The sequence below is a fragment of the Kitasatospora sp. NPDC090308 genome (assembly GCF_044769485.1).
GTDB lineage: Bacteria > Actinomycetota > Actinomycetes > Streptomycetales > Streptomycetaceae > Kitasatospora > Kitasatospora fiedleri.
The window spans coordinates 164,678-187,354 of record NZ_JBIVXY010000015.1 but is presented as its reverse complement, the minus strand read 5'-3'; the positions used below and the strand labels follow the sequence as shown (position 1 = coordinate 187,354).

Genomic DNA, 22,677 nt, shown 5'->3' with positions numbered 1-22,677 from the left:
CCGGTCAGGACGGGAACGGGGGCGGGGCCGAGGCCCCGGCGTTGCGGTCGATCTGGTCGTAGCGCTCCAACGCCAGTTGGAACGCCGTCGGCTGGACGCGCGCCGCGCCGGAGAACGGCCCGCTCATCACCGCCACCATGCTCACCCCGAACGCCACGGAGGCGCCCACGAAACACATCAGCACCAGGTTCCGCGGGTTGGAGGTCAGCCCGATCACCGAGGGGGTGGCCAGCACGAACACCGCCCCCACCAGCAGACCGCCGATCGCCAGCGCGGGCACGGACGCACGGAGATCACCCAGCCGCGCGTTCCGCTTGGCGTTGACGTCGGACAGGCTCCGCAGCACATCGGTCCGGGCACTCGCCTCGGCCTGGCTGTGCACGGCGGCCCGGTCGACGGCGGCCCGCACCTGGTCGACCGCCTGCCAGGCGGCCTGACTCCCGGTGCCGTGCCGCATGGTGGCCCACTCGTCGTCGATCACCACCCTGGTGTAGGTCCGCAGCCTGTCCCGCACGGCGGGGCGGTCGGCCTCGGGCAGGCCGCCGGCGGTCCAGTAAGCCTCCGTGAGGGCCCGCGACTCCTCATAGGTGTGCTGGCGCGCCGAGTTCAGCTGCTGCCAGGTGCCCGCGATGCTGAACCCCAGGAAGAGCGCGAAGAAGCCGAGGATCGCCGCCCCGGCAAAGGACATCGCCTGCGGTGTCGTCGCTCCTTCCCGCGCCCGCTTGGTCCGACCCAGCAGCAGGCCGATCACCAGCGCCAGCGCCGCGCCCGACACCGCGGCGAGGGCGACGGTCAGCATCGCGGCCCGACCGTGTCGGCGGCTGCGCCTGCCCTGCCGCCGGCCTCAGGAGCGTGCTCCGAACCGTTCCTTGACTCGACAAGAATGCCAACAGGGCTGCTGGGGCGGAGACGCCGTGTGCTCCGCCGCGGTGTCGCCGCCACCGCTGCCCGCGCCGTCGCTGTCACCGTGGTCACGGCCGTCCTCGCCGACCGCGGTTCCGCGTGGTGAAGGCCGCCGCCAGCACGCACAGCACCGGCAGGAGGATCGCCAGCAGGAGCATCATCACCTGGGCGCCGTCCCAGGTGTCGTCCTCGTCTCCCCGGGGCCAGTCCTCCTCCGCGAACTGGCTCTGCGCCTGCATGCCCGGGGACCGGCCCGTGGCGGGCGCCGACGGCTGCCGGCCCACCGCGGTGCCGGAGGCCCGGTCGGTCTCCCGGCTCGGGCCGGAGGCGGGGGTGGAGGCCAGGACGGAGGAAGATGCGAGGGCGGAGGCGATCCGGCTGTCCGTCGTGCTCGCCGCCGGGTTTCCGGAGAAGGGGTTCGCCGCACCGGACCGTCCCGGCGCGGCGAAGGGTGAGGCGGGCCGGGCGAAGGCGGTCCCGCCCGGCAGCAGCTCCGGCGCCTGGCCGGGGAGGAACGGTACGAGCAACTGCCCTGCCAGGGCCGGGGCTCCCGCCGCGGGCTGCGCCTGCCCTGCGACGCCGGGCTGCTGCCCGACCGCGGCAGCCTCCGGTCGGGTACCGGGCGGGACGGAGACCGGGAACAGCCCGGGCGGGACCGCGTCGTTCGAGAGCGCCGGAGCCGTGCCCGTAGCTGCGGTGCCGCCGGTGCCCGTCGTGCCGGGAGCGGCAGGCCCGGCACCGGCAGCCGCACCGCCGCCCTGCCCCTGGCCCGCTCCCGCTCCCACTCCCGCGCCTGCTCCCGATCCGGTGACGGGACCCGAGCCGGGGGTGGTGCCCGGCCCGGTCCCGGTTCCGGAGCCCTCACCGGAACCCCCTCCAGCCCCCGAGCCGGAACCGGCCCCCTGGCCGACGGGGGCGGGCTCGGTCGGCTCCGGGTGGGACGGGGTCGGTCGCAGTCCGTCGTAGGCCCCGTCCGCCTCGGCGGAGACCTGGCGGGGTGCTTGGCGGTTACCGTCCGGGCCGACGGTCGCGTCGTCCGCCAGGCCGACCGCCCGGGCCGTACCGGTCTGACGTCCCGGGCGGGCGGTCCCCGTTGCCCGGCAGTCGACGGCCTGCCCGGGGGAAAGGGTGTGCCCACCGTCCGGGCCCGCACAGTCCACCGTGCCCAGGCCGGGTAGTCCCTCGGTGACCGAGGCCGCGGTGATCGGGACGTCACCGAACGCCTCCAGGCGGTACTGGAGTTCAACGGTGCCGCCGACACCGGCCACCGCCCTGGCCGCAGGCCGGGTGGCCGCACCGGTCGTGGGCCCGGAGGCGGTTCCGGTCGCGGATTCGATCGCGGATCCCGGGACGGATGCGCGAGTGGATTCGAGGATGGATCCGCGGAGGTCGCTCGGGGGCGTTCGAGGTGCGGACCGGCGGGACAGGCCCGTGCCGCCGGGCGTGCCCACCCGGGTGAGCCGGATGCCTGCGGCGATGCCCAGGTAGCCGGTGGGTGCTTCGGCGTGCGCCTGCGGCAGGTGGTCGGGCGCATCGGCGACTGCCGCGACCTGCGCGGTCTGCGGACCGGCCGCGACGGTGAAGGTGGCGGTGCAGTCGAGGGTGCCGCCGGGCGGGATGCTCCGGTCGGCGCCGCACGAGAGCCGCCCGCCGGGGAGTTGGGGGTCGCTCAGCACCACGCTGCCGAGCGGGTACTCGGCGTGGTTGCTCAGGTGGTATGTGCGGGTGGCGGGCTCCCCCGCCCGGAGCCGCACACCGGGGTCGGTGCCGGCGTTGGTGCTGACGCTCAGCCTCAACTCGTTGTGCACCTCGCCACCGCGGGTGGTGCCCGCCTCCGACGTCCAGGTGCCGAGGACGGCAGGGGCCAGCAGCGCGATCCCGAGCACGGTGGGCACGGGGCGGCGTGGTGCGGCTGCGGCTGCGGCTGCGGCGAGGCGCCATCGAGCAGTCAGTACGTCGATATGACGATTGGTCACTTCGGCATGATCGGCCAAGAGGGCGATCGTCCCTTGACGCGGCGCACCGGTGTGGTGGGGAACGACTCGATCGGCCGATACCACCAGGTCACGCGGTGGCAGCCCTCGTCCTGGCGGTGGGACTACCGGAGGGCGGGACGGGGCGGAGGCGGGCGCGGGGGTAGGAACGGTTGTGTATGGCTCGCTCGCCTGCCCGCCGACCGCCTGGCCGCGCGCTCCCGCAGGAGGGCGCGGTCGGCTGTACCGCGGCCACAGGTCAGTGCGGGGCGGTGCGAGCCCGGGCGGGTCGGTGCGGGGCGGTCAGGGGATGACGATCACCGGGCGGTTGGCGCGGCGGGCGAGTCGGCCGGAGACGGAGCCGAAGAGCTTGCCGAGCAGGCCGTGGGTGCTGCCGACCACGATGGCGTCCGCGGCGTACTCGCGGCCGACTTCCTCGATCTCGTGGCAGATGTCCCCGCCGCGTTCGATCAGGATCCAGGGGACACCGGAGAGGAAGTCGGCGCAGGCGAGTTCGAGGCCGAGGATCTCGGTGCGCTGGTCCGGGAGGTCCACGAAGACGGGCGGTTCGCAGCCGGCCCAGACGGTGGTGGGGAGCCGGTTGGCGACGTGGACGATCACCAGGCCGCAGCGGGAGCGTCGGGCCATGCCGACGGCGTAGGCCAGGGCGCGCTCGCTGGAGAGCGAGCCGTCGAAGCCGACCACCACGCCGTGCTGGAACTGCGGGTCGCAGGCGCGCGAACCGTGTTCCTGGAGCTGGGGTTCGCCTTCGCCGTCGCGGCGGCCGACGGCGGGACGGGATCGGTCGGTCATCGCGTCCTCCGCAGTACCGGGTCGTGGTCCGACGACGGCGTCCGCCGCGGGTCCGGGGGTGTCGTTTCCTGGGGTGTCACGTTCAGGGGTGCCACGCGCCGCGCCGCGCCGCGACCGACCAGGAGCAGGGTCCGGGTCGGGGGCGGGCCCAACGGCACGATCTGGCCCAGGGGCAGGGCCGGGGTCGGGGTCGGTGTTGCGGCGGTGGGCGGCGCGGCCGAGCGGGTTGGCGCGGCCGAACAGTCCGGCCCAACCCGCCCGACTCGCCCGACTCGGCCGGCCGGAGCGGGCGGCAGGCACGGGGAGACGGACGGGCGGCGGAGGCGGGGCGAGCGCGTCCGCAGGGGCTGCGGGGGCGGCGTCGGGGAAGTGCGGGCTGTCCTCGTGGTCCGGGTCGGGACGGGGTGACTCGTGGCCGGAGCCGACGCCGAGGCCGAGACCGGGTCCAGTTGCCGGGTCGGGGTCAGAGGCGGGAGCGGGGCCGGCAGGCCGGGCGTCGGGGTGGCGCGGCTGATCGGCGAGCGGCGGGACGCCGGGATTCTCGACAGCGGACCTGCTGTCGTGCGGGCTGCCGTGGGCAGAAGCGGAAGGCTCTTCACCGGCCATGGCTCAAAACTCTTCAACTGAAACGGGCCTACGCAGGGGGACGCGGCGGGGGACCGCCAGGCCCCGGTGGCAGGAACGGCAGCGGTGGCGATGCGTCCGGGAACGACTGGCACCGTTGGCGACCTCTGCCTTTCAGAGTACGGCTCGGAACGGGCCCCGCCCAGCGACGGCACCCTCGTGCGATGAGGTTCCCGCGTGTGGGGGAAACACGCGCTCTGGCGTGCGCCCCCTCGCGGCGGGTTCCCAGGAGCTTGACCGACGGGACGCGATGCGCGCAACAGTGCGACGACACAACGTGACCCGACTGTCATCGCTCCTGCCGATGGGCGGCGCACGGTAGTTGCCCATCGGCCGCGCCCCACCCAGCGTCCTCCGGTGCCCGGCCGTCCCGGTCGGGGCCGTCCGGCCGGGTACTGGAGCGGGTGCGGCGATTCGGCCGGGGATTCGGTCCGCGCGGGGTTCCTTTTGGGATCATGGTCCGGGTTGCACGCGTACCAACCGGATTCGGCCAATTCGCGGAAATTCGAACCGCCTTTGGCAATTGCCACGTGCATACGTGCTGGCCGCTGGCAGCATGCTCGACATGCCGCTGCTCCTGCTCGACCTCGACAACACCCTGCTGCCCAGGGACGCCGCGTTCAGAGCGTGGGCGGAGGGCTTCCTCGCCGAGAACGGCCTGCCCGCCGGGGACCTCGACTGGCTGGTCATGCTCGACGGCAGCGGCTACGTGCCGCGCAGCACCGTACTGGGTGCGGCGAAGCGCCGCTACGGCATCGACCGGTCGGTCGACTCGTTGCTCGCGCACTACCGGAGTGGCATCAACTCCCACATCCAGTGCCCGGATTCACACGTCGCGGCACTCCGGGAGGCGCGCGAGGCGGGATGGACGCTGGGGATCGTCAGCAACGGCGGGACGCTGCCCCAGCTGGAGAAGATCCGGCTGACCGGGCTCGCCTCTCTGGTGGACGGGTGGGTGATCTCGGAGGAGGCCCGCTGCCTGAAGCCGGACCCGTTGATCTTCGAGGTTGCGGCGCGGCGGTGCGGCTTCCGGCCGGCCGGGGACTGGAAGGCGCAGACCTGGATGGTCGGCGACTACGGTCCGGCCGACATCGCGGGGGCGGAGGCGACGGGGCTGCGCAGCGCGTGGCTGCACCACGGTCGGCCGTGGGCGGAGCGGGCCTACCGTCCGACGGTCAGCGCGCCGAGCCTGCCGGAGGCGGTGCGGGTGATCCTCGCCGCAGGTGAACACCCCCTCGCCGGACGGGGATTCGCCGCGGCCACGACCACCCGACCCCAGCGGTTGCGCGGCCAACTCGCCATCCCGGCATCCCGGTTGACGCCGCACGGTCCGAGTGCTCCGAACATTCCGAGTGTCCCGAACGCTCCGGCCGCGTCGAAGTCGCCGCTCATCCCGGTCACTCCACTCGCTCCGGCAGCCTCGGGCGCACCGCTCGCCCAGCCGGTCCTGCGGACGAAGACCGTACCGCTCATGTCGATCGAGTCCGCTCCGGTTCCGGCCTCGGCCGCCGTCGCCCAGGTCCGCTGGAGCGACACCGCGACCGCCGCGAGCTGACCGGACATCAGACGCAGGACGCGGACGCCGCTGCCGCCGCCGCCACCACGCACGCATCCGGTTGGATGCGTTCACCCAAACCCGCTTCCGATAAAAGGATTTGACGGAGCGTCACTGAAAAGGTGCTCCGACGGAGAGGTGTCCCGCCGTTGCGCGCTCCTCGCGCCACCCCGCACCCTCCCGGCCCGACGGCCCGAATGGGGCCGGGTGAAGTCGGTGCTCCGGTTCGACGGCCCGGAGGCTTCGGGGCGGGCCGGGGCGACATCGGCCGGTCTGCGGGCGCGGGAGTCCGGCGAGCGGCGCGAAGGGGCGGCTCGGCGACGGCGGGGGCTGGGCGAGGTGGTGGTGGGATGCCGCCGGAGCGTGGCCGCGTGGCGCGTGTGGCCGCCTCGGGAGGGATTGGATTCGGACGAATGTGCGGCGCTCGGGGCGGCGGGCCGGGAGGTTCGGGGCGGCGACGAAGCGACGAGGCGGCCGGGACGGGTGGGGGGCGTGGTGCCAGTGGGACGGAAGCGGAACGGAGGGGCTCAAGTGACGGAGCGTGAGGTGAGAGGCGTTCAGGAGTGGCCGGTTCGGGTTGGGCCGGGGGGCTGACGGGGCGCGGGGATCATGGCTCAGGTGTGCGCTGTGGCGCGTGGAAGGCGGTTTCACGCCCCCGATTTGAACCGTACGTTTTCGGCCAACTTGCCTCGCTGCCCTGCCGTTCGGGCAAATCCGCAGCACACAGCGGGCGGTGGGTGCACCGTCGACGGGTGAATCGCCGACAGGTCGTGCGACAACCGGCCACGGTTGTTCGCGCCCCCTTCACAGCGGGGTCGACGGGTGCCACGCTTCGTGATCGAATGCTTCACGCCAAATTGCCATGTCGACATAGCGTCGGATGGTGAACTTGTCACAACGGCAACGGTCCACCAAGTAGATTCGATCTTGGCTCGCAGAGCGGCAGCCGAGACCACCACACCACCGAGGGGGCTGGAGCGCCTTGAGCAGGGTGAGCAGGAGCGACGCGGGTCCTGAAAGCGGCCGCCAGCCGTCGTCCCATCCCGGTGGCACGGCGAGACTCGGCAAGTTCGGTGGCGCGTCGGCCGGTTCGCTGGGCGGCAACCCCGGCGGTGGCCACGGCTCCGGAACCGGCCCTGGAACCGGCAGCGGCATCGGTACCGGCGGCGGCCCGAACAGCGGCCAGCTCCAAGATGGTCCGGGAGCGGTGACGGGCGCTCAGTATGCCGCGGCCCAGTCCCCCGCGCAGGCGGCCCCCGGCCACGGCGGTCTCACCCCGGGCGGCCACGCCGCCCACAACTCCCACGGTGGCGCCCACAACTCCCACGGCGGTCACGGCGGTGCGGCCACCGCGACGGCGGGTGGCGCGGGCGCGGGCGGTGCGCCGGACGTGCTCGCCGGTCCCGGTCTGCTCTCCTCCCCGCGCAAGCTGGCCGGACGGCGGCGGCGCGAGACGGTGGCGGTGCTGCTGTTCAGCGGGGCGCCGATCTTCGAGAGCTCGATCCCGCTGTCGGTCTTCGGCGTGGACCGGCAGGACGCCGGCGTCCCCCGCTACCGCCTGCTGGTGTGCGCCGGCGAGGAGGGCCCGCTGACCACCACCGGCGGCCTGACGCTGACCGCCCCGTACGGGCTGGAGGCGCTGTCCCGGGCGGGCACCATCGTGGTTCCGGCCTGGCGGTCGATCTCGCAGCCGCCGCCGGTCGAGGCGATCGCCGCGCTGCGCAAGGCCCACCACGAGGGCGCCCGCATCATCGGCCTGTGCACCGGCGCCTTCGTGCTGGCCGCCGCCGGGCTGCTGGACGGCCGCCCGGCGACCACCCACTGGATGTACGCGCCGACGCTGGCGAAGCGCTACCCGCGGGTCCACGTCGACCCGCGCGAGCTGTTCGTGGACGACGGCGACGTCCTCACCTCCGCAGGCACCGCGGCTGGCATCGACCTCTGTCTGCACGTGGTCCGCAGCGACCACGGCGCCGAGGCCGCCAACGCGCTGGCCCGCCGGTTGGTAGTGCCGAACCGCCGCGGCGGTGGAGGTCAGGCCCAGTACATCGATCAGTCTTTACCTGAGGAGATCGGCAACGACCCGCTGGCCGAGGTGGTCACCTGGGCGTTGGAGAACCTCAACCAGCAGTTCGACGTCGAGGTGCTGGCGGCCCGCGCGTACATGTCGCGGCGCACCTTCGACCGCCGCTTCCGCACCCTGACCGGCAGCGCGCCGCTGCAGTGGCTGATCACCCAGCGGGTGCTGCAGGCGCAGCGGCTGCTGGAGACCTCGGACCTGTCGGTGGACGACGTCGCCCGCCGCTGCGGCTTCCGCTCGCCGGTGGCGCTGCGCGGGCACTTCCGGCGGCAGCTCGGGGTCTCCCCGGCCGCGTACCGGACCACCTTCCGGGCCCGCCGCCCGGCCGCCGGCGGTCAGGTGGCCCCGGTGGTCCCGAACAACGCCCTGGCCGAGCGCGGCCCGGGCCAGAACGGGCACGCCCCGGCGTCCCACGGGCCCGCCGTCCACGGCGCCCACGGTGCTTCGGCGCACGGGCCGGTGACGCACGGTCAGCCGACTCCGGCCGGTGCCGGATCGGCGGGCGGTCCGCTGGGCCGGCCGACCGGTCCGGGCGGGGGTGCGGCGGGGCAGCAGCGTCCGCGTCCGCTGGTGCCGCCGCAGGCCGGTCCGCCGCCGAGCGCCTTCGGTGCGCGCTCGGCGGAGCGTCCGGGCGACCCCCGGTACGCGGGTCGCGGCACCGGCCCGGCGGCGCACGGCGGTCAGTCCGGTCAGTCGGGTTACGGCGGTCAGTCCGGTCACAGCGGTCAGGCGGGCCACGGCGGCGGCCAGCCCGGCCAGGCCGGGGGCCCGTACCCGGGTGCCCAGCAGGGGTCGTCGCCCGCGCACGCGCACGCGCAGCCCTCTCCCGGGCAGCCAGTGCGGCCGAGCGCGGCGTACCCGGGCGGGCGCGGGTCGGGTCCGGCGGAGCGTCCGGACCGTCCGGTGGAGCACGCCATCGCGGAGGACGCGACCGGCGAGCAGCCGAGCGCCCGGGGCCGGCAGGCGGCGCACCGCCCGGAGGCCGAGCCGGAGCGCGGGGCGCGCGACACGGCGGACTTCGCCCCGGGCGGGGCGCGTGCGGTGTCGGGGGCGCGCGATCGCGCCGTAGGGTGAAGGCGTGAATGACCGTCTGGTATGGATCGACTGTGAGATGACCGGCCTCGACCTCGATCGGGACGCCCTGATCGAGGTCGCCGCCCTGGTGACCGACTCCGAGCTGAACGTGCTCGGCGAAGGCGTGGATGTGATCATCCGCCCGCCCGCCGAGGCGTTGGCGAGCATGCCCGAGGTGGTGCGGCAGATGCACACCTCCTCGGGCCTGCTCGACGAGCTCGCGGACGGCCTGACCATGGCCGAGGCCCAGGAGCAGGTGCTGGCGTACGTCCGCGCGCACGTCCCGGAGGCCGGCAAGACCCCGCTGTGCGGGAACTCGGTGGCCACCGACCGCGGCTTCCTGGCCCGGGACATGCCCGAGTTGGAAGGGCACCTGCACTATCGGATCGTGGACGTCTCCTCGATCAAGGAGCTGGCCCGCCGCTGGTACCCGCGCGCCTACTACAACAGCCCGCAGAAGGGCGGCAGCCACCGCGCGCTGGCCGACATCCGCGAGTCGATCGCCGAACTGCGCTACTACCGCGAGGCGGTGTTCGTCCCGCAGCCCGGCCCGGACAGCGACACCGCGCGGGAGATCGCCGCCCGCCACCAGGTGCCCACCACCTGACCAGCGGACCGGTCCGATCGGTCGGGGAAACCCTGGCGCGAGCATCCCTCCGCATCCTGTAGAGTTCTTCCTGTCGGAGCGGGAACGCGAGAGCGGGAAAGCACCTGACAGATGGTGGGTGTAGCTCAGTTGGTAGAGCACCTGGTTGTGGTCCAGGTGGCCGCGGGTTCGAGTCCCGTCACTCACCCCATCGCACGAAGGCCCTGGTCGAGGAATCGACCGGGGCCTTCGTCGTTCCCGCCCGGAACGCCAATACGCCAATACGCCAATACGCCGAAACGGCTGCGGCAGCGGCAGCGGCAGCGGCAGCGGCGATTCGGGACGGGGGCGCACCGGTTGGAGCGGTCGGCCCCGCGCGGCGGGAGGGGGCCGCCGACCGGGCATGGACGGCCAAGCTACCCGCTAGTAACATCGCGGCATGACCACTACTGCGATCGGCGAGCTGCTCACGTCCACCGTCCCGATGGTGAAGACCCTGCAGCTGGAGTACCTGGAGACCACCCCGGAGCGGGCCGTGCTGCGGCTGCCCGACCTGCCGGAGTACCGCAACCACGTGGGCGGGCCGCACGCGGGGGCGATGTTCACGCTGGCCGAGTCCGCCAGCGGGGCGATCGTGCTGGCGGCGTTCGGCGACCAGTTGGGGCGCGCGGTGCCGCTGCCGACGGTCGGCGAAATCTCGTTCAAGAAGCTCGCCCGCGGCGTGGTGACCGCCACCGCGACGCTCGGCCGGCCGGTCGCCGAGGTGATCGCCGAGTTGGACGAGGGCCAGCGCCCCGAGTTCCCGATCACCGTGGAGATCACCCGCGAGGACGGCGCCGTCACCGGCGTGCTGGAGATCGTCTGGACCCTGCGCCCCAACTCCTGAGCACCCGGCGGGCCGACCGGGCCGGGGCGACCGCACACCCCGACCCGGGCGGCACGCGGGAGACGGCGCCCCACGCCCGCCCCCACACCCGCCCCCGCCCCTCGCCCCCGCCCCTCGCGCCCGCCCCTCGCGCCCGCCCCACGCGCCCGCCCCGCCGTCAGGCGGAGTCGCGGACGATCAGCTCGGTCGCCAGCACCACCTGCCGCCGGGCCCGGCCGCGTTCGTGGATCTCGTCGAGCAGCAGGCGGGCCATGGTGCGGCCCATCTCCTCGATCGGCTGGCGGACGCTGGTCATCGGCGGGTCGGTGTGCCGGGCCACGATCGAGTCGTCGAAGCCGATCACCGCGACGTCGTCGGGGATCCGCCGCCCGGCGGCCCGCAGCACCTGCATCGCGCCGGCCGCCATCACGTCGGAGGCACAGAACACGCCGTCCAACTCGGGCCTGCGGTCGAGGAGTTCGCGCATCGCCACCCGGCCGCCCTCCTCGGTGAAGTCGGCCAGGCCGACCAGTTCCTCGTCGTAGGCGTGGCCGGCCTCCTCCAGGGCCCGGCGGTAGCCGCCGAGGCGGGCCTGGGCGACCTCCATGTCGAGCGGGCCGGTGAGGGTGGCCACCCGGGTGCAGCCGCGCCGGAGCAGGTGGCGCACGGCCATCCGGGCGCCGCCGGCGTTGTCGGCGTGGACGTAGCTGAGCGGTTCGAGGTCGCTGCGGCGGCCGGCCAGCACGGAGGGGATCTCCAGGCTCTCCAGCAGCCCGGGCAGCGGGTCGTCGCGGTGCACCGAGACGACCAGGACGCCGTCGACGCGCTGGGCGGTCAGGTAGGCCGAGAGCCGGTCCCGCTCGCGCTGGTTGCGGACCAGGATCAGCAGCAGCTGCATGTCCGTCTCGGCGAGTTCGGCCGAGACGCCGCTGATGATGTCGGAGAAGTACGGCTCGGAGAACAGCCTGGTCTCGGCCTCGGGCACGACCAGCGCGATCGAGTCGGTGCGCGAGGTGACCAGGGTGCGGGCGGCCCGGTTGGGCACGTAGCCGAGTTCGGCGATGGCGGTCTGGACGGCTTCGCGGGCCTTGGCGCTGACCCGGGGGGAGCCGTTGATCACTCGGGAGACGGTGCCGCGGCCGACGCCGGCCAGCGCGGCCACCTCCTCCAGGGTGGGGCGCGCGGTGGCTCTGCCGCCGGCGCCCGGGTGGAGCGCGTCGGGGCGCTGTGCGGTCGGGCTCATCGCTACACCTCTCGGTCTCTGGGACGGACGGGACGGACGGGGCGGACGGGATGGATCCGGTGGACCCGCCCGGGCCCGTACGGACTGTTCATTGTGGCCGGTCCCGCCGCGTTTCCGACCATCCGGGGCGGTCCGGAGCGGTCCGGGGCCGACCCGGACGGGAGCCCGGGAGCGTCGGCGGCGGCGGTGACGGAGGTGGAAACGCTCCGGCAACGTTTATGTCACCACGTCTTGACACTCACCCCCGCGACACAGCAACCTTCCGGCATGCCAGCTGTGGGAGCGCTCCCACACTGTAGCCAAGATTCAGCGCACCAAGAACACCCACGAAGCTCTCGTTTCCCGCCCGGCACGACCACGCCACACCCACGGAAGACACCCGGACAAAGGAGTTCGCCCCCATGCGCACCACCTCCCGCCCCCGCAGAGCAGCCGTCGCCGCCACCGCGGTCCTCGCCGCGTCCACCCTGCTGCTCACGGCCTGCTCGTCGAGCTCGGACAAGGGCGGCTCCACCGACGCCAACGGGAAGATCACCCTCAACGTCGGCGACTTCGGCACCTTCGGCTACGTGGAGGCCGGCCTGTACGACGAGTACATGGCCGCGCACCCGAACATCACCATCAAGTACGACACGGTCCAGGACGGCCAGAAGTACTGGGACGCGCTGACCACCCACCTGGCCTCGGGCAGCGGCCTGGCCGACATCCAGGCGGTCGAGGTCGGCTACATCGCGCAGGCCACCAACACGCTGGGCGACAAGTTCGTCGACCTCGGCAAGGCCGAGGGCGTCAACCCGGCCAACTGGCTGGACTGGAAGTCGAAGCAGGCCACCACCGCGTCCGGTTCGCTGATCGGTCTGGGCACCGACATCGGCCCGATGGCGATCTGCTACCGCACCGACCTGTTCCAGCAGGCCGGCCTGCCGACCGACCGCGCGGAGGTCGCGAAGCTGTGGGCGGGCGACTGGTCCAAGTTCGTCGAGGCGGGCAAGGCCTACCAGGCCAAGGCCCCGGCCGGCACCTTCTTCACCGACTCCGCCTCGGGCCTGTTCAACGCCGCGCTGTCGGCCCAGCCCGAGCAGTACTCGGACGCCTCCGGCAAGCTCGTCTACAAGACCAGCGCCGGCGTGAAGACCGCCTGGGACCTCGCGGTCGCCGCCTCGCAGGCGAAGATCAGCGCCGGTCTGCGCCAGTTCCAGGACCCGTGGAACGCCGCGTTCGCCAACGCCAAGTTCGCCACCGTGGTCTGCCCGTCCTGGATGACCGGCATCATCAGCAAGTACTCCGGCGACTCCGGCAAGGGCAAGTGGGACGTCGCGGCCCCGCCGGTCGCCTCCAACTGGGGCGGCGCCTTCCTGACCGTCCCGAAGGCCGGCAAGCACACCAAGGAGGCCGCAGCGCTCGCCGCCTGGCTGACCGCGCCGGAGCAGCAGGCCAAGGTCTTCACCAAGGTCGGCAACCTGCCCTCGACCGTCGGCGGCCTGCAGCAGCCCGCCGTCCAGGGCGCCAAGCAGGAGTACTTCAACAACGCGCCGACCGGCCAGATCTTCGCCGCCGCCGCGCAGTCCATCAAGCCGGCGCCGATCGGCGAGCAGGACGGCAACGTGAAGACGATCATCACCGACAACGGCATCCTCGACATCGAGGAGCACGGCACCGACCCGGCCAAGGCCTGGGCGAACGTGTCCAAGCTGATCGACGACAAGACCAGCAACTGATCCGGGCCGGCCGCGCGCCGGTAGCCGGTCCCTACTGCCCGGCCGGGTCCGCCCACCCGGCCGGGCGCCGTTCCGCCGCCCCTCGCCACCTCCGGGAAGGAAACCCCAAGTGGCCACCCACGTCCGCGCCGAGGCCCCGCCCGCGCGCCCCGCCTGGCGCTCCCGCCTGTACCGGTTCGACCTGAAGGCCTCCCCGTACGCCTTCATCGCCCCGTTCTTCCTCTGCTTCGCCGCCTTCGGCCTCTTCCCGCTGATCTGGACGGGCTGGCTGTCGCTGCACTACGTCGACCTGCTCAAGCCGGACGTGATGGAGTGGCGGGGCTTCGACAACTACACCCGCCTGTGGTCGAACGACCAGTTCTGGACGGCGCTGCGCAACACCTTCACCATCGGCGTCATCTCGACCGTCCCGCAGCTGCTGACGGCGCTCGGGCTGGCCCACCTGCTCAACTACCGGATGCGCGGCCGGGGCTTCTTCCGGGTCGCGATCCTCGCCCCGTACGCCACCTCGATCGCCGCCGCGACCCTGGTGTTCGTCCAGCTGTTCAACCCGGACTACGGGTTCGTCAACTGGATGCTGGGCACGGTCGGGATCCACCCGAACTGGTACTCCGAGACCTGGCCCTCGCAGATCGCCATCTCCACCATCGTGACCTGGCGCTGGACCGGCTACAACGCGCTGATCTACCTGGCCGCGATGCAGGCGGTGCCGAAGGACCTGTACGAGGCGGCCAGCCTGGACGGGGCCAACCGCTGGCAGCAGTTCACCCGGATCACCGTCCCGTCGATCCGCCCGACGATCATGTTCACCATCATCGTCTCCACCATCGGCGCCACCCAGCTGTTCGGCGAGCCGATGCTGTTCGGCGGCGGCGTCGGCGTGTCCGGCGGCTCCGCGCACCAGTTCCAGACGCTCAGCCTCTACCTGTACGAGCTGGGCTGGCCGTCGCGCCAGCTGGGCCGCGCCTCGGCGGTGGCCTGGACGATGCTGCTGCTCCTGCTGCTGCTCGGCCTGGCGCAGTACCTGATCACCCGTTACCGCAAGCGCCACGAGCTGGGAGGCTGACATGGCCGCCACCCTGTCCACTCCTTCCACCCGCGGGGCGGTGCCCGCCGAGCAGGACCGCCCGCGCGGCCTGTTCCGCCGCGGGGCGGGCGACCACGACAAGGCGGGCCCGGTCGCCTACCTGCTGCTCGGGATCGCCGCCCTGGTCTCGCTGTTCCCGCTCTACTGGACCTTCGTCGCGGCCTCCAGCACCGGCGAGCGGGTCGCCCAGTCGCCGCCGCCGATGGTGCCCGGCGGCGAGCTGTGGACGAACATCACCACCGCCTGGGACCAGGCGGACATGGGCACCGCGCTGCTGAACTCCACCGTCGTGGCGGGCTGCGTGTCGCTGTCCACGGTGCTGTTCTCCACGCTGGCCGGCTTCGCCTTCGCCAAGCTGCGCTTCCGGGGCCGCAACGCGCTGCTGACCCTGGTGGTCGCCACCATGACCATCCCGCCGCAGCTCAGCGTCATCCCGCTGTACCGGATCGTCACGAAGCTGGACTGGGGCAACCACCTGCAGTCGGTGATCCTGCCCTCGCTGGTGGCCGCGTTCGGCGTGTTCTTCATGCGCCAGTTCCTGACCGAGGCGCTGCCGTTCGAGCTGATCGAGGCGGCCCGGGTGGACGGCGCGAACAGCCTGCGGATCATCTGGCACGTGGTGTTCCCGATCGCCCGGCCCGCGATGGCGGTGCTCGGCATGCTGGTGTTCGTGCAGTCCTGGAACGACTTCTTCTGGCCGTTCGTGGTGCTCACCCAGCAGAACCCGACCGTGCAGGTCGCGCTCTCCGCGATCGGCGGCGGCTCCGGCCACGACATCAACCAGGCCGTGATCATGACCGGTGCGCTCGTCGGCACCCTGCCGCTGCTGTTGATCTTCGCCGTTCTGGGGAAGCACATCGTGGGCGGCATCACCTCCGGCGCCGTCAAGAGCTGATCCGCCGGAAGACCGGATACACCGCCCTGTCCACCCTCGAACCATGGGAGCGCTCCCGTATGACCATGACCGATCCGACCACAGCCGCCCACGCCTCCGTGGCGGCCCCCCGGGTGGCCTTCCCGCCCGGCTTCGCCTGGGGCGCCGCCACCGCCGCCTACCAGATCGAGGGCGCCGCCGCCGAGGACGGCCGCACCCCCTCCATCTGGGACGCCTTCGCCAGGACCCCCGGCAAGGTGCTGAACGGCGACACCGGCGACGTCGCGGTGGACCACTACCACCGCTTCCGCGAGGACGTCCGCCTGATGGCCGACCTCGGCCTCACCTCGTACCGCTTCTCGCTGTCCTGGCCGCGGATCCAGCCGACCGGCCGCGGCCCGGCCGTCGAGCGCGGCCTCGACTTCTACCGGGCCCTGGTCGACACCCTGCTCGAACACGGCATCTCCCCGGTGGCCACGCTCTACCACTGGGACCTCCCGCAGGACCTGGAGGAGGCCGGCGGCTGGCCGGTCCGGGAGACCGCCCACCGCTTCGCCGAGTACGCGGCGCTGGCCGCCGGCGCGCTCGGCGACCGCGTCCCGGTCTGGACCACCCTCAACGAGCCCTGGTGCAGCGCCTTCCTCGGCTACGGCTCCGGCGTCCACGCCCCCGGCCGCACCAACCCGGCGGACGCGCTCAAGGCCGCCCACCACCTCAACCTCGGCCACGGCCTGGCCGTCGGCGCGCTGCGCGAGGTGCTGCCCGCCTCGGCGAAGGTCTCGGTCTCGCTCAACCTGCACCTGGTCCGCCCGCTCACCGACACCCCGGAGGACCGCGAGGCGGCCCGCCGGATCGAGGCGGTCGGCAACCGGGTCTGGACCGGCCCGATGTTCAAGGGCGGGTACCCCGAGGACCTCAAGGCCGACACCGCCCACCTGGTCGACTGGGACGAGCTGGTGCGCCCCGGCGACGAGGCGGAGATCGGCCGTCCGATCGACCTGCTCTGCCTCAACTACTACAACCCGACCGTCGTCTCGGCCCCGCGCGCCGACGCCGCGGGGAGCGCCGAGGCCGCCCGCAACGACGGCCACGGCGACAGCGAGTTCAGCTGCTGGCCGGGCTCCGAGGACGTGGTCTTCCACCTCGCCAACGACGACGTCACCGCGATGGGCTGGCCGATCGACGCCTCCGGCCTGACCGACTCGCTGATCGGCATGCACCGCGACTTCGGCCTGCCCCTGATGGTCACCGAGAACGGCGCCGCCTTCGACGACGTGGTCGGCCCGGACGGCGAGGTCCACGACCCGGAGCGGGTCCGCTACGTCGAGCTGCACCTGGCGGCCGTGGCCGAGGCGATCGCGGCGGGCGCCGACGTCCGGGGCTACTACCTCTGGTCGCTCCTGGACAACTTCGAATGGGCGTACGGCTACAGCAAGCGCTTCGGCATCGTCCACGTCGACTACGAGACCCAGCGGCGCACCCCCAAGACCAGCGCCCGCTGGTACGCGGAGGTGATCCGGCGCGGGGGGCTCGCCTGAACTCCCGTGCGCCCGCACGGTGTGACGGAGTGTGAGCGACGGGCGTGACCGCGGGGAGTCCCGCTCGTTCTCCCCTGGTGTGCGGACCAACCACGCGAAGCGACCGCGACGTTCGGACACCACCCGGCAGCGGTGGGGACGGCCCGGGGCACTGGCGGCGGGCGGCATGCTCGCCGCCCAGGTGCTGGGCCTCGGCCTCGGGGCGGCCGACGCCCGCGCCGCCGACACCGGGCACCCGCCGCACCACCCCGGCCGCGCCCTCGGCACCGTCGTCCGCCCCGGCTCGGACGACGGCGACCCGCTCGACGGACCGGTCGGCGAGGCGGCCGGTACGGTCGGCGCCGTCGGCACGGCCGGTGCGGCCGGTGCGGCCGGTGCCGTGGACGCCCTCGACCCGGCCGGCACCGCGGGCGGCGCGGGCGGCGCGCTCCCCCTCGGCGCGGTCGGCGACCGGCCGGTGCAGGGCCTCGGCGCCACCCTCGGCCACCACCTCGGCACCGGCGAACTCCCGCTCCCCGGCCACCACGCCGACGCCTTCTCGCTCGCCGCCGGCCTGCTCTCCGGCGTCCCCCCGCAGCTCCGCCCCGAGAACGGCCCCCGCGCCTCCCGCTCCGGCCCCGCGAACGGCCGCGACCCCGACGGGAGCACCGCCCCCGGCGCCCCCGCGCCCACCGTCCCGGCCCAGCGCACCTCCGCCGATACCCCCGCCACCACCACCGCCGAGGCCCCGGCCGCCGCCGCCCCCGCCGAACCCCGCACTCCGGCCCCCCGCCCCGCCCCGCCGCTCGGCACCCCGGCCCCGCGCCCCTCGCCCACCACCCCCGACCGGGTCGCCCTCACCGCCGCGCCCACCCGCCCGGCCGGCGAGGGCACCGTCGCCGTCCTCCTCCCCATCGCGGCCGGCCTGCTGCTCACCGCCGCCGCCATGTACAAGCACCGCGGCCTCCCGGGCGGCGGCCACTGACCCGGTCTCCCCCTGGTATCGCCGAACGGCGCCTGTGGGGACGATGGAGGCATTCCGCTCCACGGCGTCGAAGGAAGGTGGGAAGGATCGTGAGTGTCGCCGTTTCCGATCACCCTGGGCCGTGGACGGTCGAAGACGTCCTCGCCCTGCCCGAAGACACCCGCCATCGCATCGAACTGGTCGGGGGGGCCCTGCTGACGAGCCCCAATCCCGGAGTTCCGCACCAGCGGATCAGCTCGCGGCTGTGGGCACTCCTCGATGCCGCGATCCACACCTCGGGCGCCCCGTTCGAGGTGCTGGAGGCCGTCAACGTGCTCGTCCCCGACGGCCTGCTGATCCCCGACCTGGTGATCGCCGACGCGTCCGCCGCCGCCGGGGCGGGGGCCACCCTGCACGCCGACGACGTGGTGGTCGTCGTCGAGATCGCCTCGCCGTCCACCAGGGTCATCGACCGCCGCACCAAGCCCGGCCCGTACGCCGCCGCCGGCATCCCGCACTACTGGCGGCTCGACCTCGACCCGCTGCCCGGCCTGCACCTCGGCCGGCTCGACCGGGACGGCGGCTACCTCGACCGCACCGTCCGGCCCGGCGAATCCACCGCCCTCACCGACCCGTTCCCGCTCGACCTCGATCCGGCCGTGCTGCGCCGCTGACCGCTGACCGGCGGGGGCCGTCAGTCGAAGGCCCTCGGCGGCGGGGCCGGGGACGGGACGGCGGTGCCGTCGGTGGCCGGGGCGGTGCCGGCCGTGAAGTCGGTGAGGTCGCGGCCGTGCAGCAGGCGGGCCTGGGCGGGGTCGGTGGCCAGGCGGCGGGTGAGTTCGGCGAGCGGGAGGGGGGTGTGGGCGGCCAGCAGGACGAGGTTGCCGAAGCGCTTGCCGCGCAGGACGGCGGGGTCGGCGATCAGGCAGAGTTCGGGGAAGACGGCCGCCAGGGCGGCGGCCTGGGCGCGGGCGAAGGCGAGCGGGCCGCCGTCGGTGATGTTGGCGGCGTAGTGGCCGCCGCCGGTGAGGGCGCGGGCGGCGTGGCGGGCGAACTCGACGGTGGCGCAGTGCGCGGGGACCCGGGCGCCGGCGAAGACGTCGGCGATGACCAGGTCGGTGGAGTCGTCGGGGGTGCGTTCCAGGACGGCGCGGGCGTCGCCGCCGCGGACCTTGATCTGCCAGCCGCGGTCGAGCGGCAGTTCGGCGCGGACCAGCTCGGTGAGCCCGGTGTCGATCTCGGCGACCTGCTGGCGGGAGCGCGGCCGGGTGGCGGCGGTGTAGCGGGCCAGGGTGAGCGCGCCGCCGCCGAGGTGCAGGGCGGTGAGCGGCTGCCGGGCGGGGGCGGCGAGGTCGATCAGGTGGCCGATCCGGCGCTGGTAGGCGAAGCCGAGGTGGCCGGGGTCGGCGAGGTCGACCAGGGACTGCGGCGCGCCGTCGAGGAGCAGCTGCCAGGCGTGCGGCCGGTCGCGGTCGGGGCGGAGCTCGGCGGTGCCGGAGGCGACGGCCGCGGTGAGCGGACCCTGGCTGTGCGCGCGGCCGGGGACGGCGGGGGTGGTACGTGGACGGCCCATGGCCCCATTATCCGGTGACCGCCCCGGAGCGGCCGCCGGTCGGGGTCGCGCCCCGTCGCGCCGCGGGCGGAACGGCGGAGGGCCCACCGGCGAGGGGGTGCGACGGTGGGTGACGGGCGCTGCCCGCTGCGGGGTCGGGCGTTCCGCCCGCTGAGACGACGGTTGCATGCCAACTGCCGTTTCGGGCAGGTTCTCTGATGAGGCGTCAGACAGCGCCCGGATGCGCTCAGAGCGGGCCGAGACCGCCCGCGGTGAGGGTGGTGGCGGCTTCGCAGAGCGCGGAGCGCAGCACCCAGGCGTCGGTGGGGCGCGGGTACGGCTGGGAGCCGGAGGGCGGGATGATCCAGCGCGGGTCGGTGGGCGGGAGCAGCTCGGCCCCCGGGGTACAGGCGGAGCCGGACAGGTGCCAGCGCAGCGCGGTGCCGGCCGGGACCAGGAAGGCGATCGCGCCGCCGGAGGCGGTCTGCTGGACGGCCCCGCAGGCGCGCCGCAGCCGGAGGATGTCGACCGCCTCCAGGCCGTGCCGGACCTGGACGGTGACGGTGTCGTACTGGACCACGCGGGCGGCCGAGCTCACGGGCGCGGGGGCCGGCGGCGCGGGGCTCGGCGGCGCGGCGGGGGCGGCCGGCCGTCGGTACTGGGGAACTCCGGTGGCCATGGGGGACCTCCTGTCGCCTCGGGTCGCGCGGAAACCGGATGGTGCTCCGTCACCCGGTCGTGCGACGGGGGCCCGGTGCGGGAGGGGGCCCGCACCGCCGGTGTCCATGTACCAGGACAACGCGGGACCGGGCGTCCAGGCCACGGCCTCCGATACAGCAAGCCATGGCATTTCATGGCACAACGCGGCAACTAGGTCCGTATTGTCCGCAATTGACCCACCTACTCCTCGCAACTCGCCGTGTTCGCACGGTGACTGCCGGTACTGTCGTGGCGACGCGGCGGCCCTCCCCCCAGGGGTCGGCGCGACCACCCCGGCACGACCTCGGAGTGCAGCATGGCAGCCACGCGAACCGGCGGGCCCCGTCCGGCGCCCGTCCCCAACCAGGCGATGCGCGAGCTGCGCGGCGCCCTCTCGCCGGGGGAGTTCGCCACCCTGGTCCGCCGGGCCGCCCGGGAGATCGGCGAGCACGTGTCCTGCGACGCGCGCTACGTCGGACGGGTCGAGTCCGGCGAGATCCGCTGCCCCAACTACGCGTACGAGCGGGTGTTCCGGCACATGTGGCCGGAGAAGTCGCTGGCGGAGCTCGGGTTCGCCCCGCGCACGGCGGTCCGCCGCCGGGCGCCGGCCACCGAACCGTCCGTCCCGGCGCACCCGCCGGACGCCCCGCTCCGGTCTGACGAGGAGAACGACGACGTGCTTCGCCGTACGTTCCTGAACGGCGGTCCCACCGCCCTGGCGGCCGTGCTCGGCCTGGACCAGGCCCCACCCTCCGCCGCCGCCCCGCTGCCCGCGGCCCCGCCCCGGCCGGAGCGCCGCCGGGTCGGCGCGGCCGAGGTGGAGGGCGTCGAGCAGGCGGTCCGCGACATCCGGCTGCTGGACGACGCGCACGGCGCGGACGCCCTGTTCGAGCTGGCCGGGCAGTCGCTGCGCAGCGCCTACGTGCTGCTCAACGACGGCGAGTACAACGCCGCGACCGAGCGCCGGTTGCAGGGCGGGGCGGGCGAACTCGCGGTCTCGGTGGGCTGGTTGGCCCACGACTCGAACCGGCTGACGGACGCCAGGTCGTTCTACTCGGAGGCGCTGGCCACCGCCCGGATGGCCCGCGACCCGCACCTGGAGGCGCACGTGTTCAGCAACAGCGCCTTCCTGGCCCGGGACGCCGGGCGCCCCCGGGAGGCGCTGCGGGCCGCCCAGGCCGGGCAGGCCGCGGCGGACGGGCTGGGCTCGGACCGGCTGCTGTCACTGCTGGCGCTGCGCGAGGCGGGCGCCTGGGCGCTGCTCGGCGACCGGTCGGCCTGCGAGCGGGCGCTGGCCCGGGCGTACGCGCTGTTCGACCGGGGCGAGCGGCCGGACGACCCGGAGTGGATGTCCTTCTTCGGCGAGGCCGAACTGGCCGGGCAGGAGGCCCAGTGCTGGTCGGCGCTGGGCGAGTGGGACCGGGCCAGTGGCCGGGCCGAGCGGGCGATCGGCCTCCAGGAGCCGCACTTCGTGCGCAACCGGGTGCTGTACACCGCCGAGTTGGCGCACGACCGGCTGGGCCGGGGCGACCTGGCGGGCGCGGCCGAGCACGGCGCGGCGGCGGTGGCGCTGCTCGACCGGGTCCGGTCCGCGCGGATCCGCGGCATGCTGGCGCGGACCGCGGACCGGCTGCGCGACCACGCCGCCGTGCCGGAGGTCCGGGACTTCCTGGACGGCTACGACGCGGCGGCGGCCTGAGCGGGCGTCAGCGCCCGGGCAGGCGTCGACGCTCGGGCGGACGCGAACACCCGGGCGGACGTCAGCGCTCGGGTGGGCGTCAGCGTCCGCGCGGACGCGAACGCCCGGCCGGACGTCAGTGCCCCAGCCGCTCCAGGTGGCTGTGGTCGTTCCAGATCTCGACGGCGGGCAGCCCGTACTCCCAGGACAGCACGCAGAGCGCGGCGGTGCCGAGCTTGAGGCGCTGGGCGTACTCGGCGGGCAGGCCGAGCCAGCGGGCGGCCAGGATGCGCAGCAGGTGGCCGTGGGCGAACAGGACGACGTCGCGGTCCGCGCAGTGCATCGTGGTGGTGTCGGGGTCGGGCGTGCCGTGCTCCGCGTTGAGTTCGGCGAGGAAGCCGTCGACCCGGCCGGAGACCTGGGCCAGCGTCTCGCCGCCGGGCACGCCGTCGCGCCAGATCAGCCAGCCGGGCCGGTCGGTCTCGCGGATCTCGGCGCCGGTGCGGCCCTCGTACTGCCCGTAGTCCCACTCCAGGAGTTCGGGGCGGACGGTGGCGCGGTCGCCGAAGCCGGCGAGTTCGGCGGTCTCCCGGGCCCGGGAGAGCGGGCTGGTGTAGACGGTCGCGTCGGGCAGGCCGTTCCACGGGGCGCGGGCGAGGCGTTCGCCGAGGGCGCGGGCCATGTCGCGGCCCTCGTCGGTGAGCGGGACGTCGGTGCGGCCGGTGTGGCGGCCGGTGGCCGACCAGGAGGTCTCGCCGTGGCGGACCAGCACGATGCGGGCGGGCATGCGGGGTACCTCGTTCGGAAGGGTGCGGTTCACTGGCCCCGGCGTCGAGGGCCACCGCCCCATGATCCCCCACCCGACCCACCGG

The 22,677-nt window shown here is 74.2% G+C and carries 17 protein-coding genes, 1 tRNA gene and 1 pseudogene; 12 read left to right on the top strand and 7 right to left on the bottom strand.

Annotated features, from left to right (window positions below):
* Positions 1-4: 4 nt before the first annotated feature.
* The 3 genes from ACIQVD_RS28370 to ACIQVD_RS28360 all read right to left on the bottom strand — a co-directional run bounded on the left by ACIQVD_RS28370 (position 5) and on the right by ACIQVD_RS28360 (position 3,689).
* Positions 5-799: a hypothetical protein gene (locus ACIQVD_RS28370; protein WP_402292090.1), complete on the bottom strand. Its 795-nt coding sequence runs from the start codon at positions 797-799 to the stop codon at positions 5-7.
* Positions 800-971: 172 nt separating this feature from the next.
* Entirely contained in the window at positions 972-2,897 is a 1,926-nt protein-coding gene (locus ACIQVD_RS28365; RefSeq protein ID WP_402292089.1) for a hypothetical protein, read from the bottom strand.
* A 282-nt stretch (positions 2,898-3,179) separates the two neighbouring features.
* The gene (locus ACIQVD_RS28360) at positions 3,180-3,689 is read right to left on the bottom strand and encodes a universal stress protein (RefSeq protein ID WP_400679991.1); all 510 of its coding nucleotides are present in this window, start codon (positions 3,687-3,689) and stop codon (positions 3,180-3,182) included.
* A 1,189-nt stretch (positions 3,690-4,878) separates the two neighbouring features.
* On the opposite strand from ACIQVD_RS28360, the gene ACIQVD_RS28355 reads away from it, so the two are divergent.
* The 5 genes and pseudogenes from ACIQVD_RS28355 to ACIQVD_RS28335 all read left to right on the top strand — a co-directional run bounded on the left by ACIQVD_RS28355 (position 4,879) and on the right by ACIQVD_RS28335 (position 10,494).
* The gene (locus ACIQVD_RS28355) at positions 4,879-5,868 is read left to right on the top strand and encodes an HAD family hydrolase (protein ID WP_402292088.1); all 990 of its coding nucleotides are present in this window, start codon (positions 4,879-4,881) and stop codon (positions 5,866-5,868) included.
* Positions 5,869-7,258: 1,390 nt separating this feature from the next.
* Positions 7,259-8,276: pseudogene (locus ACIQVD_RS28350) on the top strand (helix-turn-helix domain-containing protein); the annotation flags it as partial.
* Between the two features lie 750 nt (positions 8,277-9,026).
* Positions 9,027-9,629, top strand: a complete 603-nt coding sequence (orn, locus tag ACIQVD_RS28345; RefSeq protein ID WP_100838183.1) for an oligoribonuclease — start codon at positions 9,027-9,029, stop codon at positions 9,627-9,629.
* 114 nt (positions 9,630-9,743) lie between these two features.
* Positions 9,744-9,819, top strand: a tRNA-His gene (locus tag ACIQVD_RS28340).
* A 228-nt stretch (positions 9,820-10,047) separates the two neighbouring features.
* Complete coding sequence (locus ACIQVD_RS28335) at positions 10,048-10,494, top strand: DUF4442 domain-containing protein (protein ID WP_111553431.1); 447 nt, start codon at positions 10,048-10,050, stop codon at positions 10,492-10,494.
* Positions 10,495-10,651: 157 nt separating this feature from the next.
* Here the strand turns inward: ACIQVD_RS28335 and ACIQVD_RS28330 are convergent, their stop codons facing one another.
* On the bottom strand, positions 10,652-11,716 hold the full coding sequence (locus tag ACIQVD_RS28330) for a LacI family DNA-binding transcriptional regulator (protein WP_100838181.1): 1,065 nt from the start codon (positions 11,714-11,716) through the stop codon (positions 10,652-10,654).
* Between the two features lie 401 nt (positions 11,717-12,117).
* Here ACIQVD_RS28330 and ACIQVD_RS28325 point away from each other — a divergent pair, with 401 nt between their 5' ends.
* The 6 genes from ACIQVD_RS28325 (at position 12,118) to ACIQVD_RS28300 (ending at position 18,550) form a co-directional block, all read left to right on the top strand.
* Positions 12,118-13,434 (top strand): ABC transporter substrate-binding protein, encoded by a 1,317-nt coding sequence (locus ACIQVD_RS28325; protein WP_400679997.1) that lies wholly within the window; start codon positions 12,118-12,120, stop codon positions 13,432-13,434.
* 109 nt (positions 13,435-13,543) lie between these two features.
* Positions 13,544-14,500, top strand: coding sequence for a carbohydrate ABC transporter permease (locus tag ACIQVD_RS28320; protein WP_400680000.1), 957 nt, complete (start codon positions 13,544-13,546; stop codon positions 14,498-14,500).
* A gap of 1 nt (position 14,501) precedes the next feature.
* A complete protein-coding gene (locus ACIQVD_RS28315) occupies positions 14,502-15,416 on the top strand; it encodes a carbohydrate ABC transporter permease (protein ID WP_111553427.1) in 915 nt (304 codons plus the stop codon).
* A gap of 59 nt (positions 15,417-15,475) precedes the next feature.
* Positions 15,476-16,933: a glycoside hydrolase family 1 protein gene (locus ACIQVD_RS28310; protein ID WP_402292087.1), complete on the top strand. Its 1,458-nt coding sequence runs from the start codon at positions 15,476-15,478 to the stop codon at positions 16,931-16,933.
* 166 nt (positions 16,934-17,099) lie between these two features.
* Positions 17,100-17,897 carry a hypothetical protein gene (locus tag ACIQVD_RS28305; RefSeq protein ID WP_402292086.1) on the top strand — a complete coding sequence of 266 codons (798 nt, stop codon included), beginning with the start codon at positions 17,100-17,102 and terminating at the stop codon, positions 17,895-17,897.
* 89 nt (positions 17,898-17,986) lie between these two features.
* A complete protein-coding gene (locus ACIQVD_RS28300; RefSeq protein WP_402292085.1) occupies positions 17,987-18,550 on the top strand; it encodes a Uma2 family endonuclease in 564 nt (187 codons plus the stop codon).
* Between the two features lie 20 nt (positions 18,551-18,570).
* Here ACIQVD_RS28300 and ACIQVD_RS28295 read toward each other — a convergent pair whose 3' ends face one another.
* The gene (locus tag ACIQVD_RS28295) at positions 18,571-19,449 is read right to left on the bottom strand and encodes a spermidine synthase (protein WP_400680012.1); all 879 of its coding nucleotides are present in this window, start codon (positions 19,447-19,449) and stop codon (positions 18,571-18,573) included.
* A 226-nt stretch (positions 19,450-19,675) separates the two neighbouring features.
* The gene (locus ACIQVD_RS28290; RefSeq protein WP_402292084.1) at positions 19,676-20,107 is read right to left on the bottom strand and encodes a hypothetical protein; all 432 of its coding nucleotides are present in this window, start codon (positions 20,105-20,107) and stop codon (positions 19,676-19,678) included.
* Between the two features lie 336 nt (positions 20,108-20,443).
* On the opposite strand from ACIQVD_RS28290, the gene ACIQVD_RS28285 reads away from it, so the two are divergent.
* Positions 20,444-21,826 carry a tetratricopeptide repeat protein gene (locus ACIQVD_RS28285; RefSeq protein ID WP_402292083.1) on the top strand — a complete coding sequence of 461 codons (1,383 nt, stop codon included), beginning with the start codon at positions 20,444-20,446 and terminating at the stop codon, positions 21,824-21,826.
* 115 nt (positions 21,827-21,941) lie between these two features.
* On the opposite strand, the gene ACIQVD_RS28280 is transcribed toward ACIQVD_RS28285, so the two are convergent.
* Positions 21,942-22,592, bottom strand: coding sequence for a histidine phosphatase family protein (locus tag ACIQVD_RS28280; RefSeq protein WP_400680021.1), 651 nt, complete (start codon positions 22,590-22,592; stop codon positions 21,942-21,944).
* Positions 22,593-22,677: the final 85 nt, after the last annotated feature.

What these genes read in the sequence shown, in the direction of transcription:
- ACIQVD_RS28370 (WP_402292090.1), bottom strand. Translation starts at nt 799, where the DNA reads ATGCTGACCGTCGCCCTCGCCGCGGTGTCGGGCGCGGCGCTGGCGCTG.
- ACIQVD_RS28360 (WP_400679991.1), bottom strand. Translation starts at nt 3,689, where the DNA reads ATGACCGACCGATCCCGTCCCGCCGTCGGCCGCCGCGACGGCGAAGGC.
- ACIQVD_RS28355 (WP_402292088.1), top strand. Translation starts at nt 4,879, where the DNA reads ATGCCGCTGCTCCTGCTCGACCTCGACAACACCCTGCTGCCCAGGGAC.
- ACIQVD_RS28335 (WP_111553431.1), top strand. Translation starts at nt 10,048, where the DNA reads ATGACCACTACTGCGATCGGCGAGCTGCTCACGTCCACCGTCCCGATG.
- ACIQVD_RS28330 (WP_100838181.1), bottom strand. Translation starts at nt 11,716, where the DNA reads ATGAGCCCGACCGCACAGCGCCCCGACGCGCTCCACCCGGGCGCCGGC.
- ACIQVD_RS28325 (WP_400679997.1), top strand. Translation starts at nt 12,118, where the DNA reads ATGCGCACCACCTCCCGCCCCCGCAGAGCAGCCGTCGCCGCCACCGCG.
- ACIQVD_RS28315 (WP_111553427.1), top strand. Translation starts at nt 14,502, where the DNA reads ATGGCCGCCACCCTGTCCACTCCTTCCACCCGCGGGGCGGTGCCCGCC.
- ACIQVD_RS28310 (WP_402292087.1), top strand. Translation starts at nt 15,476, where the DNA reads ATGACCATGACCGATCCGACCACAGCCGCCCACGCCTCCGTGGCGGCC.
- ACIQVD_RS28305 (WP_402292086.1), top strand. Translation starts at nt 17,100, where the DNA reads ATGCTCGCCGCCCAGGTGCTGGGCCTCGGCCTCGGGGCGGCCGACGCC.
- ACIQVD_RS28295 (WP_400680012.1), bottom strand. Translation starts at nt 19,449, where the DNA reads ATGGGCCGTCCACGTACCACCCCCGCCGTCCCCGGCCGCGCGCACAGC.
- ACIQVD_RS28290 (WP_402292084.1), bottom strand. Translation starts at nt 20,107, where the DNA reads ATGGCCACCGGAGTTCCCCAGTACCGACGGCCGGCCGCCCCCGCCGCG.
- ACIQVD_RS28285 (WP_402292083.1), top strand. Translation starts at nt 20,444, where the DNA reads ATGGCAGCCACGCGAACCGGCGGGCCCCGTCCGGCGCCCGTCCCCAAC.
- ACIQVD_RS28280 (WP_400680021.1), bottom strand. Translation starts at nt 22,592, where the DNA reads ATGCCCGCCCGCATCGTGCTGGTCCGCCACGGCGAGACCTCCTGGTCG.